Consider the following 14,186-nt stretch of genomic DNA (forward strand, 5'->3'; position numbering starts at 1 on the left):
ATCCCTCTATCGTTTCGCTAATTCTTCATTTAGCAATTTGTTGACCACACCTGGGTTTGCTTGTCCTTTAGTAGCTTTCATGATTTGTCCAACTAAGAAACCGACTGCACGGTCTTTTCCGTTTTTGAAATCATCAACAGATTGTTGATTGTTATCTAAAATTTCATTGATGATCGGTAATAACTTCGCTGGGTCAGATAATTGGACCCAACCGTTTGCTTCGACAACACTTTGTGCATCTCCGCCATTCATGATCAACTCACGAAAGACTTTTTTCGCAATTTTAGAACTGATCGTACCATCTGCGATCAAAAGAATCATACCTGCTAAGTTTTCAGGTGTTAATTTTGTTTCAGCTAATTCTAACTTTTCACTGTTTAAGTAAGCTGATACTTCACCCATCAACCAGTTGGATGCTTGTTTGGCATCTGCCCCATTTTCCAATGTTGCTTCAAAGAAATCAGACATTTCTTTTGATAGTGTCAATACTTTTGCATCATACTCTGGTAGACCCAGTTCACGAATATAACGTTCACGACGAGAGGCAGGCATTTCTGGTAAGCTTGCTTTCACTCGTTGGATCCATTCGTCATCGATCACGAATCTTGGGATATCAGGTTCTGGGAAGTAACGATAGTCACTTGACCCTTCTTTGACACGCATCAAGATCGTCTTATTCGTCGTTTCATCAAAGCGACGAGTTTCTTGTTGGATCTCTCCACCAGATAACAATACTTTTGCTTGGCGTTTTTCTTCAAATGCTAAACCTTTTTTGACAAAAGAAAGGGAGTTCAAGTTTTTCAATTCTGCTTTTGTCCCAAATTCTTCTTGTCCATAGGGGCGTAAAGAAATGTTCGCATCACAACGCATTGAACCTTCTTCTAATTTCACGTCACTGACTTCAGTAAATTGGATTACAGAACGCAAAGCTTCTAAATAAGCATAGGCTTCTTCTGGAGAACGCATGTCTGCTTCTGAAACGATCTCGATCAATGGTGTTCCTTGTCTGTTTAGATCGACATAAGAGTACCCACCGATGCCGTGCATGTTTTTCCCTGCATCTTCTTCTAAATGCACACGTTCAATGCGGATTTTTTTCTTTTTACCTTCTACTTCGATCTCGATCCAGCCATCATGACCGATTGGTTGATCGAATTGTGAGATTTGGTAAGCTTTGGGATTGTCAGGATAGAAATAGTTTTTGCGGTCAAAATGAGTATCTTTCGAAATTTCGCAATTCAATGCTAACGCTGCACGCATCCCAAATTCTAGCGCGGCTTTATTCATTACTGGTAAAACTCCAGGGTATCCCCAATCGATCACATTGGTGTTGCTGTTTGGTTCAGCACCAAAATGCGCAGGAGCTGGAGAGAAGATTTTTGAGTTGGTTTTTAATTCCACATGGACTTCAAGTCCAATGACTGTTTCAAAATTCATTCGGCTTTCCCTCCTAAAATAGCTGGTTGTTGACGATGGAACTCAGTCGCTTGCTCAAACGCATAAGCTGCTTGATACATGGTTTTCTCTTCGAAATAATTACCGATGATCTGTAAACCAACTGGTAATCCTTCCGATAAGCCTGCAGGTACTGACATGCCTGGTAGTCCTGCCAAGTTCACTGGGATCGTCAAGATATCACTCATATACATCGTGATCGGGTCGTTGATATTTTCACCAAGACCGAACGCAACTGTTGGTGAAGAAGGGCCGATGATCAAATCATAATCCGCGAAAACTTTTTCAAAGTCACGCTTGATCAATGTACGGACTTGTCCTGCTTTTTTGAAATGCGCGTCATAGTAACCTGCACTCAATGAGAACGTTCCTAACATGATCCGGCGTTTTACTTCTTCTCCGAAACCTTCAGAACGTGAATTGACATAAACGTCATCCAAGTTCTTGACATCTTCTGAACGATATCCATAACGAATACCGTCAAAACGTTGCAAGTTCGAACTTGCTTCAGATGAAGCAATGATATAGTAGACAGCCACGCCATATTTTGAATGAGGTAAGCTAACTTCTTCAACTGTTGCACCTAATGAACGGAATGTTTCAGCTGCTTTAAGAATTGCTTCTTTCACGCCTTCATCGACACCTTCACCTAAATATTCTTTAGGTAAAGCAATCTTCATTCCTTTAATATCACCAGACAAGCCATCTGCAAAGTTAGGCACAGATACACCAGATGAAGTACCGTCTTTTTCGTCGTAGCCACTGATTGCGGTCAATGCTAATGCGTTATCTTTGACTGTCCGGGTCATTGGACCGATTTGGTCTAAAGATGAAGCAAATGCAATCAAACCGAAACGTGACACACGACCATAAGTTGGTTTCATTCCTACGATCCCATTGAAAGCGGCTGGTTGGCGGATACTTCCACCAGTGTCACTACCTAGAGAAACTGGCACTTGTCCTGCGGCAACTGCGGCGGCTGAACCACCAGATGATCCGCCAGGTACTTTTGTTTGATCCCAAGCGTTCTTTGTTTTTTTGAAGTAAGAAGTTTCGGTACTTCCGCCCATTGCAAATTCATCCATGTTCAATTTACCAACAGGGATCATGTCTGCTTCGTATACTTTTTCCATGACTGTCGCATCGTAGATCGGTTCAAAATTATAAAGGATCTTTGAAGCTGCTGTCGTCAAAAGATCTTTTGTCACGATGTTGTCTTTGATACCGATCGGGATACCAGAAAGGACATTATGCTCATCGATGCCTTTTTCATCTAAGGCTTTGGCTTGGGCTAAAGCTTTCTCTTCATTCAATGTAATGAATGCATCAATCGCAGGTTCTGTATCCTTGATACGATCAAATGTAGCTCTCACTAAGTCTTGTGCAGTGATTTCTTTTGACACTAATAAGTCGTGTAGTTCTTCTAATGAACGATTGTATAATTCTGTCATTATGCGCCAGCCTCCCCATTATCGATGATTGCTGGTACTTTGATGAACCCATCTTCTTTTTCTGGTACATTTTTTAATAATTCATCTCTGCTCCAACCTAGTTGTGCACGGTCTTGTCGCATGACGTTGACAGTTTCAACGACGTTTGATGTAAATGGTACGCCTTCTGTGTCTACTTCTTCCAGCATTTCTACCATGTCAATGATTTTTCCTAATTGGTCAGTAAAACCTGCGCGCTCTTCGTCGGCAAATTTCAATTTGGCTAACTTCGCTACATGTTTTACTTGTTCTTCACTAATCGCCATAGTACCCCTTCTTTCCTAAATGAAAACTTTGCTTCTTATTTTAACATAAGAAATTCGCATTCTGAAATTCTTTCTTGAAATTTATCTGAAAAATTATTCTGCTCCCTCGACAGGATGACTCTCTGCTAACGCGTCAGCCATTTGATCTTCCGTCCAAACCTCGACCCCTAACTCTTGGGCTTTCGTTAATTTACTACCCGCATCTTCGCCAGCGACAACGATATCTGTTTTTTTCGATACGCTACCAGTGACTTTTCCGCCAAGATTCTCAATCGTTTCTTTGGCTTCTTCCCTTGTGAATCGAGTTAGTTTGCCCGTCAATACGATCGTCTTGTTTTTGAACGGCGATTCTACTTCTTTCAGCTGTGTCGAACGAATCCCTTTGTATTCAAGGTTGACACCTGCTTGTTTTAACTCTTCCATCAACTCGTGGACTTCTTCGTTGTCAAAATAAGTCACTACACTATCTGCAATAATATCCCCGATCGTATCTAATTGGATGATTGATTCAAAATCGCTGCGACTCAACGTTTCTAAATCGCCAAAATGCTCTGCTAAGATTTTCGCTGCTTTTGCGCCAACGTGACGGATACCTAAACCAAAGATCAAGCGTTCTACCGAGTTATCTTTGCTATTGTCGATCGCTGTTAAAATATTATTCGCTGATTTTTCTTTGATTTTGTCTAACGTCAATAATTCTTCTTCTGTTAGTTTATAGAGATCGGCAACATCAGCGACTAGTTTCTTATCGTACATCTGTTCCAAGACTCTTGGGCCTAAGCCATCGATGTTCATCGCATTTCGGGAAACGAAATGGTTCAGTCCTTCTTTCATTTGTGCGGGACACTTCGGATTGATGCAACGCAAGGCAACTTCTTCATCTAAATGAACCAACTCACTGTGACAGACAGGGCAATGTTCGGGCATTTTATAAGGCTCGCTGTCTTTTGGACGTTTATCTAAAATAACTTGTGCGACTTCTGGAATGATATCCCCTGCCTTATAGATTTGGACAGTATCGTTCAAGCGGATATCTTTCATTTGGATATAATCCCCGTTATGCAGACTGGCGCGACTGACCGTCGTTCCAGCAACACGAACTGGTGTCATGATCGCTGTCGGTGTCACTACACCCGTTCTGCCGACCGTCCATTCGATTTCTTCGATGACCGTTTCTACTTCTTCAGGTGGAAATTTATAGGCTGTTGCCCAACGTGGGGCTTTAACCGTAAAACCTAATTGGTCTTGGATTGAAAAGTCATTGACTTTAATAACGATCCCGTCGATCTCATAAGGTAAGTCTTTTCGTTTTTCATGGTATTCCTCAATGAACGCCCAAACTTCTTCGATTGAGTGACAAAGCCGTTTTTCATGGTTCGTATGGAAACCGATCTTGTCTAATTCTTCTAACGCTTCGTATTGCGTAGTGGCTTGCATTGGTCCAAAATCGGCTACGGTATATAAGAACGTATCAAGATTTCTTTTTGCTGTGATCTTGGAATCTAACTGGCGCAAGGAACCCGCTGCAGCATTGCGGGGATTGGCAAAGACTGGTTTACCTTCTTCTTCATTTTTTTGGTTCAATTTTACAAATGAACGTTTTGGCATAAAGCATTCGCCACGCACTTCAATACTCATTGGTTCTTTTAATTTGATTGGAACAGAGCGTACAGTTTTCAGATTTTCCGTGATATTTTCGCCGACAGAACCATCCCCACGAGTTGCTCCCCGAACAAACTCGCCATTCTCATAACGCAAGGATACCGATAAACCATCGATTTTCAATTCACAGCAATAATCGACTGGATGGCCGATTGCTTTTTGGACGCGTTGATCAAATGCTAATAGTTCTTCTTTATTGAAGACATCGTTCAAACTATATAATGGAATGTCATGTGTGACTTTTTCAAATGCTGAAAGAATCTTTCCACCTACTCGTTGTGTCGGTGAATCTGCGGTGATCAGGTCTGGATATTGTTCTTCGATCGCCACTAATTCGGCATAGGTTTTGTCGTAGATATAATCTTCTACTGTTGGCTGGTCCAACACATAATACTCACGAGACCAACGATCTAACTGCACTCTGAGTTCTTCTGCTTTTTTTGTTGCTTCATCGATCGTCATTTCGTGTTCCATCTTTTTCTCCCCCTATTGAACTAAACTTTTTCGATTGGTGCAAAAGCGGCTAATACACGCTTGACTCCTTGACTTGGAAAAGCAATATCAAGTTCAAGATCTTTTGCGTCACCACTTACTCTAACCACTGTTCCTGGTCCCCATTTTTTATGTTTGACTTTATCTCCTGGTTTCCAACCACCTGTTTCACCACCTGTAGCGACTTTTGCTGAAACACCTGCTTTTGTTGGTTGTTGGTACTTAGGTGTCGCGTTATTCGTACGAAAAGGTGACGGTTGAGACGCATTCGGTGTTGGACGCATGCCATGGATGTCTAATAATTCTTGATCAATTTCTTCTAAGAAACGTGATGGGCGATTGTACTGCGTGCGTCCATACAACGTTCGCGAAAAGGCATTTGTTAAAAACAATGCTTCTTCGGCTCTGGTGATCCCCACATAAGCCAATCGACGTTCTTCTTCCAATTCACTTTCTTCCATCAAGGCACGTGAAAGCGGAAAAACCCCTTCCTCTAAACCAATCAAGAATACCACTGGAAATTCTAATCCTTTAGCCGCATGTAATGTCATCAATGTTACTTGTTTCGTTTCTTCTTCTAAATTATCCAGATCTGAAACAAGCGCTAAATCATTCAAGAATACGGTCAATTTGTCTTCTGGTGATTCTGCATTATCTAATCCTTCTTTTTCAAATTGTTTATCAAATTCTTGTGTCACGGTCAAAAACTCTTCCAAGTTTTCGATACGTGCTTGTGATTCTAAGGTATTTTGGATTTTTAGATCATCTAAATAGCCGCTACGCTCTAACACTTCTTTGGTTAACTCTGTGACGGTCAAATAAGGGATCATTTCAGTCAATTGGTGCATCATCTCGCCAAAAGAGCCTAATTGTGTTCCGGCTTTTCCACCGATGTTCGCTAATTCAACATTTCTTGCAGCCTCTAGCAATGGCCATTCGTGCATCGTGGCAAAGCTACGGAGTTTTTCCACCGATCCTGGTCCAATGCCACGTTTTGGTGAGTTGACGATCCGCTCAAAACTCAGTGAATCTTGAGGATTAGCCATCACATTAAGATACGCCAAAACATCTTTGATTTCTTTTCGATCATAGAATTTATGACCTCCAACCATTTTGTACGGAATATTGGCTTTCAGTAAGGTTTCTTCCATGACACGCGATTGGGCATTTGTTCGGTAAAGAATAGCAAAATCTCCATAATTCCGACGATTCATCTGGATCTCTTCTTGCATTCTTTCTACAATAAAACGTGTTTCGTCACGTTCATTGTCTGCTCGATAGTAGGTGATTTTATTCCCATCTTGATTTTCAGTCCATAGATTTTTGGGTTTGCGATTGCTGTTGTTTTCAATGACTTGATTCGCTGCATTCAAGATTGTTTTTGTTGAGCGATAATTTTGTTCTAACAAGATCACCGCAGCATCTGGATAATCTTTTTCAAAGTCCAAGATGTTTTGCATATCTGCTCCACGCCAACCGTAAATACTTTGATCTGCATCTCCTACTACGCAAAGATTTCTGAAACGTCCGGCTAATAGATTGACCAACGTATATTGTGCATGGTTCGTATCTTGATATTCATCTACATGGATGTAATGGAATTTGTTTTGGTAATACGTCAATGAATCTGGATGCTCATCAAATAAACGGATCGTATTCATGATCAGATCATCAAAATCCATACATTGGTTGTATTGGAGTTCCTTCTGGTATGCTGCATAGCATTTCGCAGCAATTTCTTCATAGTAACTGCCTTGCATTTTGGCAAAAGCCTCTGGTGACAATAAGCTATTTTTTGCTTGCGAGATCGAACCTAAAAGGCTTCTTGGGTCGTACTTTTTAGGGTCGATATTCAGTTCCTTCAAAATTCGTTTCATCAACGATAATTGTTCGGAAGAATCAATAATCGTAAAGTTTCGGTTATACCCGATATAATCCACATCACGTCTTAAAATACGGACACACATGGAGTGAAAGGTAGATACCCAAACATCTTCGCCGCCTGTTTCTAAAATGGCATTGACCCGTTCTTTCATTTCTTTCGCCGCTTTATTGGTAAAGGTGATCGCCAAGATATTCCACGGATTCACTTCTTTTTCTTCAATCAAATAAGCGATTCGATGCGTCAAAACGCGGGTTTTCCCACTACCGGCGCCAGCCATCAATAAAAGCGGGCCATCCGTATGTAGAACCGCTTCTTTTTGACGAGGGTTCATTCCCTTTAATAAGTTTTCTTTGGATGACATTCACAACATCCTTTCTATTATCAATCCTTCTAATTATAGCATTATCATGCGGTTCAATAAAGGGAATCTTCTTGTGAAAGCTTGTTTATATCTTGTGAAGAACCTAGAATAAAAAAGAAATATTCTACTTTAATATACGTCTAACCATCGGTTTTACAAAATTTTGAAGAATTTCAAAAGGCGTCCATTTTGACCATTCATAAATGAATAAAGAACCCTTGTATCATGTCAGAAAAAGGTCAAAAAAGCAGTCTGGTCTATTGTTCTACTTTGTCATCCTAAAAAAGCCAGAAAATCTAAAATATGCCCATTTTTAGATTTTCTGGCTTTCGTTTGAAGATCCCTCTCCTAAAACATCCCTTATTTAGTTTTCAAATTAATAACAAGCTGCGTTCACCGCTTCTTCCGTACATGGCAACATCTATTTACTAAGTTCAACTTTGAGCGCTTAGTTTGTAGATGAACCGGTATCTCACATCATGTTTATCCGTCATGGGACCAGAATATTCTCCTTTAAGGTATAGTTTTAAGGGATTCTCAAGAAAAGGCAATACTTCAATTGAATCTGATTGATTTTCACCAAGAATCAATGGCCCAGAATGTTGCCCATTTGTCGCTGCTAAATGAAGACGTAAATGTTTATGGGCGTCTTGCACTACATTATTCACTAAAGTCACTGGCGTTTCTTCAATTGAATGGTCAATTACTTCAGTCACTGAAAAATCGATTGGAAAATTACTATGGCTGATGATTGGTTGGGCGGCGGCCAGTTCATCAAATTCTCCTGCTTCACGGACAGTAAAGAATTTCTCCAAAGGTACTTCCACACTCAGCACACTCTTAGGCACCTCAACTACGAATTCCTTCCACAAACTTTGACTTAAGTATTTCTGGAGTTCTGGATCTTCTTGCATGACTCCTGTTACTTTCACATAGACATAGTAGGTGCCAGCGCGTAATTTTTCTTGTTTCCAAGTTCTTTCAGTCTCTGAAGTTTCAATTGCTATTACACCACTAGTTGCAAGGGTAGTACTAGTAATCTGCGTTTGAGCCGCCTCTGTGTTGATGGACGTCCCTGACCAAAGCGGTTCTTTACTCAGTATAAATTGATGATTCGTCAACGGGCGGTTGCTTGGTGTCACCGTCTCAATTGTCGTGGTCAGTTCACTCACATCTAAATCAACCTCTGGACTAGTCTCAACTGTTGGAATATCGAATTTTTTTTGGTAAATCACTTCATTCGTTATACCAAGCGTATACAAATCAACTAGTTGATCTGTCGCAATATCTTTCGAAACCGGTTGACTATACCGATCCTGCGCATTGAATTGATAGCCACCGATTTCTCCAGATTGCCCATCTAAACGGTTGATTTGAATTTTTTCTATTCCACTAATTGAACTAACTACTGACGTGCTTCTTTTTTTGAACCTGATTAATTCAGGCTCATTCACATTAAATAAGACTTTAGAACTAGGCGTTAGAAGGGGACTAAACGTGGAGTAAGTGCTGAAAGTCAACTGTGCATCTTTAGCAACATTTATCTCCGACACTGTGGTTGAAGACTGCTTGGCAAGCCCAAATTCCATTAACCCATCACTTTCATAACTTAGCTTACTGCCTTCTCCTATAAATAGATCATATCCCACAGGGGTAATGCCTAACTGAGGAATATTGGCATTAATGATTACTTCCGAACGATCTTCTAGTTGAATTTGTAATCTTTGATCAGCCGAACTTTGACCGGTTGCTAATTGAGTACTAAATATCGCTGAATTAAGAAGTCTATCGTCAGAAATCAGATACGTTTTAGAATTTTCTGCAAATGTCACATGCCACATGTCGATCATCGAACTATAGATTGGAAGAAAAGAACCAGTAATAGTGATTATATTTTCTCCGTAAAAAGTAATTGTAGATTCTTGGTTGTTAGTAAAAAATCGACGACCACCATAATTTGTATAAATCGTAATATTTTCTACACTTAAATGAAACGGAATGGACACATTAGCAGAAGTCAATATTCCAGATGTAGGAAGCAAACTTATCTCTGACCCTCCAGGAATTACATAGCCCTTTTTACCAAAATTAAGATTTTTGATGGTTACATTTACGTTTGGGACTTGCACTCGAAAGAGATAAGATCCTTGGTTGGTACTGGAAGAATGCATGTAAAACCCTTGCCCGTCAATGATGATATCTTTATGAATATCATGGACACCTGAAGCGTAAAAAAGAATATTAGCAGTGTATTTAATATGATAAGGTCCGCTACCGGCATCGGTATTTATCGCATTTAACGCAGCAATCAAATCGTCTCGGGAAGCTACTGTATAAGGATCGGTTTCTGTCCCACTTCCACCATATGCTCTAGCCACTTGATTAGATTCTGATAGAGTCTCTTCTCCATTATCATTTACTGAATTGCGATCACTTCCCAAAAAATTAGGGTCCCTCTGTCCGCTTTGTACAATACTTGATTCAGTTTTTCCATCTACTAAATTAGTTTCAGCGTAAACTAATTGATTCAAAAATAATAGTTGAGTGAACAACAAAAATGTCCAATAGATAAGCCACCTTTTATGTTGTTTCATATTTACCTCCATGTATGAGATTTTTTAATTGATTCATAGAGAGTTCAACGCTTACTATAAGCTAGTTCGCCCTATTTTTATCTAAAACTCCTGATACTCTTCACTAGTTATTTACTTCATTATTCAGTTTAATGATGACCAACCTGTAAGCGATGACATAAATAACTAAAAAAATCAGTTTAGTTTCAATCGCTGTCTCCACTAAATCATTTGTTCATTTTACGATCAATAATTCGATAGCTGATCACAGCAAACACAAGGAAAATACCTACCCACGTCACAACTAAAGGTTCCGATTGTTCATTGGTTTTTGGAAAATAATCAATCGTTTGCGTTTCGACTTTGATCGGTATTTGGGTACTCCCTTGGATATCTGTTCGAATTGCTGTGTTTGTATCGTTTATTTGTTCAAGTTGCTCATCTGTCCTCGTTGAATCCGTCGTTGATGTGCGCTCCTCAGAAGAACTACTCTCCTCTGTTGATGGCTGACTTTCTCCAGGGGGTGGTTTACTTTCTTCAGTCGGCGGTCGACTATCCACGATACCTAATTCGCCTTTTAACTCTATATTTGTCTCCATAATATTCCTTACCTCTCTCTATTCAAAGATAACCAGCTTCAAATGTTCCCCTTATATCTATAAAAATCAAACGTTTCGACTGATCATCTGCTTATTTTTGCTTGATTATTTCGCTGTCAACTGATAAACAAATGAATAGCTGACCTCATGTTTTTGCTGGAGTGACCCAGCATATTCCCCCTTGAGATACAAATGCAACGGATTATCTAAAAATGGAAGTATTTCAATGGGAGACGCTTGGTTCAGTCCCACAACTAGAGAACCAGAATCTTGGTTATTCGTCGTCCCTAAGTGCAAACGTAGCTGTTTGTTTGCGCCAGATAGAATTTCATTCACCAATGTCACAGGTGAAGCTGTGGCATGTTCCACGACTTCGGTTACCGTTAAATTGATCGGAAAATTACTGTGGCTGATAATCGGTTGAGAGGATGCAATCGTATCAAATTGCCCTTCTTCACGAATTTTAAAGATTTTTTCTAAAGGAACTTCGACATTTAATGGACTTTTTGGCACCTCGATAACGACTTCATACCAAAAGCTTTCACTTGGTAAATGTGCTAGTTCAGGATCTTCATGTAATTGACCAGTTACTTTCACGTAGACATAATAGGTGCCAGCATAAAGTTTTTGCTCTTGCCATAAACTTTCAGTAGGTGAAGATCGAACAGCAACCATTCCATTCGTTGTAAGGGTAGCATTGTTGATTTGAGTTTGTGCTGTTTGATTATTGACTGAACTACCTGTCCACAACCGTTGCTTACTTAATTTGAAATCGTGCTTTGTTAGCGGTCGCTCAGGCGGAATCGTTGTATTGATGGTAGTGGTTAAATTACTTATATCTATACCCACCTCTGGTTCTACTTGAATCTCGTCAATCACAAAATTCGGCTGATAGATAATATCATAAGTGCCTGAACCACCACTATAGACAGTAGTTAAATCCCTCGATACTGTGGTATTTGGAAATACACTTAAATTGCCAAGTTGAGTATTGGCGACCCTATAGCTAACTTGGTAATGACCACCAAATTCACTTGCTGTATCAAGTCGATTAACTGCAAATATCCCTCTTCCAGTTAATGTTTGTCTTGCTGCTGCTCTAAAAAGGATATACTTCGGTTTATCAGCCATAAATGTATAAGAATTGCCGATCATCGTTTGACTCTCATGTACGACAGTAGCGTTTGGTCCAACTAGTATCATTGTACCAACAGCACTAGAATATTGAGTGTGATAAATCATATAGGATGAAATAGCTGTCGGGTGCGTCGTATAAACAAATAGTCTCGCCTCGGTTCTTATATCCATCCTAATAGAATTTATTGCAGATATTGCTTTAGGAGTAGGTGTTACTATGGATAATTCGGCATTTCTGTCAATGACAAATGGTTCGTTTAAACTAGAATTACTCAGGTAAAAACAGTAATCTATCATAGAACTTGAAGGTTGCATCGCATAAATTGCAGTTGTGGAATTTTCCGCAAAGAATACTTGCTGGTTGATGACAAATCTTCCCGCATTTCTAAATGAATTATGCCCTTTAAATGTCACTCTTGCTGCGTAAATCACATCAAAATAGACTGTTCCATAGTAATTGATATTTTCAATAATTACAGATACATCATAAATAGAAGATGGACTGACACTTTCTCTATAGATCAAACGAGAGGGGTTTTTGTTGTAAAGTATACCGTTACCATCCATCAGTGTATCACTGCCAATATTCATGTTCCTGAGTGTAACACTTAATCCTGCCACAGCCACATTGAATAATCTTTCAGCTCTAGAAGGGCTGACATTATCATGCAATACATAATAGCCTTTCCCATCAATTACTACGTCTTTGTAAATATTAAAAACAATGGTGGCTCCTTCATAAATAATATTGCCCGTTAACTCAATATAATAGGTCCCAGTACCAGGATCATTTTGAATCATAGCCAAAGCGCTGATCATTTCGGCCTGAGAACCTACCAAATAAGGATCAATCTCAGTTCCGTTTCCTGCATGGGCAGTAATTGGCTGATCAGAGCTATCATTTAAAATTGTTTCTGGTATAACATTCTCATCGTTTTTATCGGAAAAGTTTTTTTGAGCGTCTGTAGGGCCTTCGTTTGTTTCTTCATACGACCAGCTATCATCTTCTGTTGGTATATTTAATGAATCATCCGAGCTTATACTTTCCGAATTGTTTACTGTTAATGGTTTGTCGCTTTCAAATGTCTCCGTTAGAGCAAAATGATGACTCATCGTTGAGCTAGTAAAACAAATAATAGAAACAACAATAAGTAAACGTGATATTTTTTTCATAACGACCTCCTTTTCCTACTGTTTGTCTCAGATCATCGCGAAGTCAATTGATACTAAAATTCTCAGCTGACTCCATGTCTTCGATGATTAAATTCTGAATAATGCACTCTTAAATAGAGTTTCAATGGCTTCTCTAAAAGGAAATCCCTTGAAGAATCACTGTAACAATTAATAGATGACGCACATTTTATTCATTTGATGAACATATAATATTTTTTCAATCATTTTTGTGGACAATTCTGTCACAACTCTTCATCCATCTAAAGCCGATTCCCTTTGTAGCAACTCACCTATTCCCCTTTTTTTGACAATTTCCTCCCGCTGATAATCTTGATTTTATTTATTTGAGTTATTTTGATCATAATAGTCATATGAAAACCTTCATATTGATTCAAGCAAGCCTTGCCCTTTATAGACAATTAGATCACGAACAATAATCTAGTAAATTTTTACTTGTTTTTCGTGCTTATCTATATTGATTAAAATTAGATTATAAAAAGATTGCAAAATAATGATACTACACTCCTTTATTTATAGTCAAAACATGTTCTATGGCAAAACGCTGAAAACGATTGTTATATAAACAACAAAAAATTAATTTCCCTCTATAAAAATGTTAAGAGAGGTATTATTTTAGCTAAACAGCCGAACCATTCACACTTGATCACTATTTATGGATGGTCAAAATAATACAAAAAATAACAAATAATTTTTTAGTCTCATAGATGAGACTCATTTTTTCCAAGGTTATTTATGTAATAAGTGCCGCATGAAATCTATCTATCGAGTCAACCGATTTTTGTCATTGGGAGAATTCAAATCAGTACGATATGTTACTAGTACGATATCTTTTATTCAAATTAAAATAAAACGTTACGAATGAATGGCTGTTTTCGATATATGGAATCGCTCTATTCACAACAGGTTTTCAATAGTGTTTACATTTCAATTGAAGCAAGCATGTGACCGCCCTAAGGTCTTTTCTATGACGAAAAAAGAACAGAAAAGAGATGTTAATCTTCTTTCTGCTCTTTTTACTTAAAACCTTCTCAATACCTACTGATTTGGATTTTTAAGGATTTGTTTTGTAAGT

At 38.9% G+C, this 14,186-nt stretch carries 8 protein-coding genes; all 8 read right to left on the reverse strand.

The genetic code is table 11. From position 1 onward, the window contains the following. Positions 1-6: 6 nt before the first annotated feature. The 8 genes from gatB to EM4838_RS07675 all read right to left on the reverse strand — a co-directional run bounded on the left by gatB (position 7) and on the right by EM4838_RS07675 (position 13,093). On the reverse strand, positions 7-1,437 hold the full coding sequence (gene gatB / locus EM4838_RS07640) for an Asp-tRNA(Asn)/Glu-tRNA(Gln) amidotransferase subunit GatB (protein ID WP_071866275.1): 1,431 nt from the start codon (positions 1,435-1,437) through the stop codon (positions 7-9). Continuing rightward, positions 1,434-2,906: an Asp-tRNA(Asn)/Glu-tRNA(Gln) amidotransferase subunit GatA gene (gene gatA / locus EM4838_RS07645; protein ID WP_071866274.1), complete on the reverse strand. Its 1,473-nt coding sequence runs from the start codon at positions 2,904-2,906 to the stop codon at positions 1,434-1,436. The genes gatB and gatA overlap by 4 nt, the downstream gene beginning before the upstream one ends. Beyond that, complete coding sequence (gatC, locus tag EM4838_RS07650; protein ID WP_010735262.1) at positions 2,906-3,211, reverse strand: Asp-tRNA(Asn)/Glu-tRNA(Gln) amidotransferase subunit GatC; 306 nt, start codon at positions 3,209-3,211, stop codon at positions 2,906-2,908. The genes gatA and gatC overlap by 1 nt, the downstream gene beginning before the upstream one ends. 93 nt (positions 3,212-3,304) lie before the next feature. Then, positions 3,305-5,347: an NAD-dependent DNA ligase LigA gene (ligA, locus tag EM4838_RS07655; protein WP_071866273.1), complete on the reverse strand. Its 2,043-nt coding sequence runs from the start codon at positions 5,345-5,347 to the stop codon at positions 3,305-3,307. 20 nt (positions 5,348-5,367) lie between these two features. After that, on the reverse strand, positions 5,368-7,611 hold the full coding sequence (gene pcrA, locus EM4838_RS07660; RefSeq protein WP_071866272.1) for a DNA helicase PcrA: 2,244 nt from the start codon (positions 7,609-7,611) through the stop codon (positions 5,368-5,370). Positions 7,612-8,045: 434 nt separating this feature from the next. Then, entirely contained in the window at positions 8,046-10,205 is a 2,160-nt protein-coding gene (locus EM4838_RS07665; protein WP_071866271.1) for a hypothetical protein, read from the reverse strand. A 206-nt stretch (positions 10,206-10,411) separates the two neighbouring features. Continuing rightward, positions 10,412-10,783, reverse strand: coding sequence for a hypothetical protein (locus EM4838_RS07670; protein ID WP_071866270.1), 372 nt, complete (start codon positions 10,781-10,783; stop codon positions 10,412-10,414). A 105-nt stretch (positions 10,784-10,888) separates the two neighbouring features. Continuing rightward, the gene (locus EM4838_RS07675) at positions 10,889-13,093 is read right to left on the reverse strand and encodes a hypothetical protein (RefSeq protein WP_071866269.1); all 2,205 of its coding nucleotides are present in this window, start codon (positions 13,091-13,093) and stop codon (positions 10,889-10,891) included. Between the last annotated feature and the right edge of the window lie 1,093 nt (positions 13,094-14,186).

Origin of the sequence: Enterococcus mundtii, from assembly GCF_002813755.1 — a bacterium.
Classification (GTDB): domain Bacteria; phylum Bacillota; class Bacilli; order Lactobacillales; family Enterococcaceae; genus Enterococcus_B; species Enterococcus_B mundtii.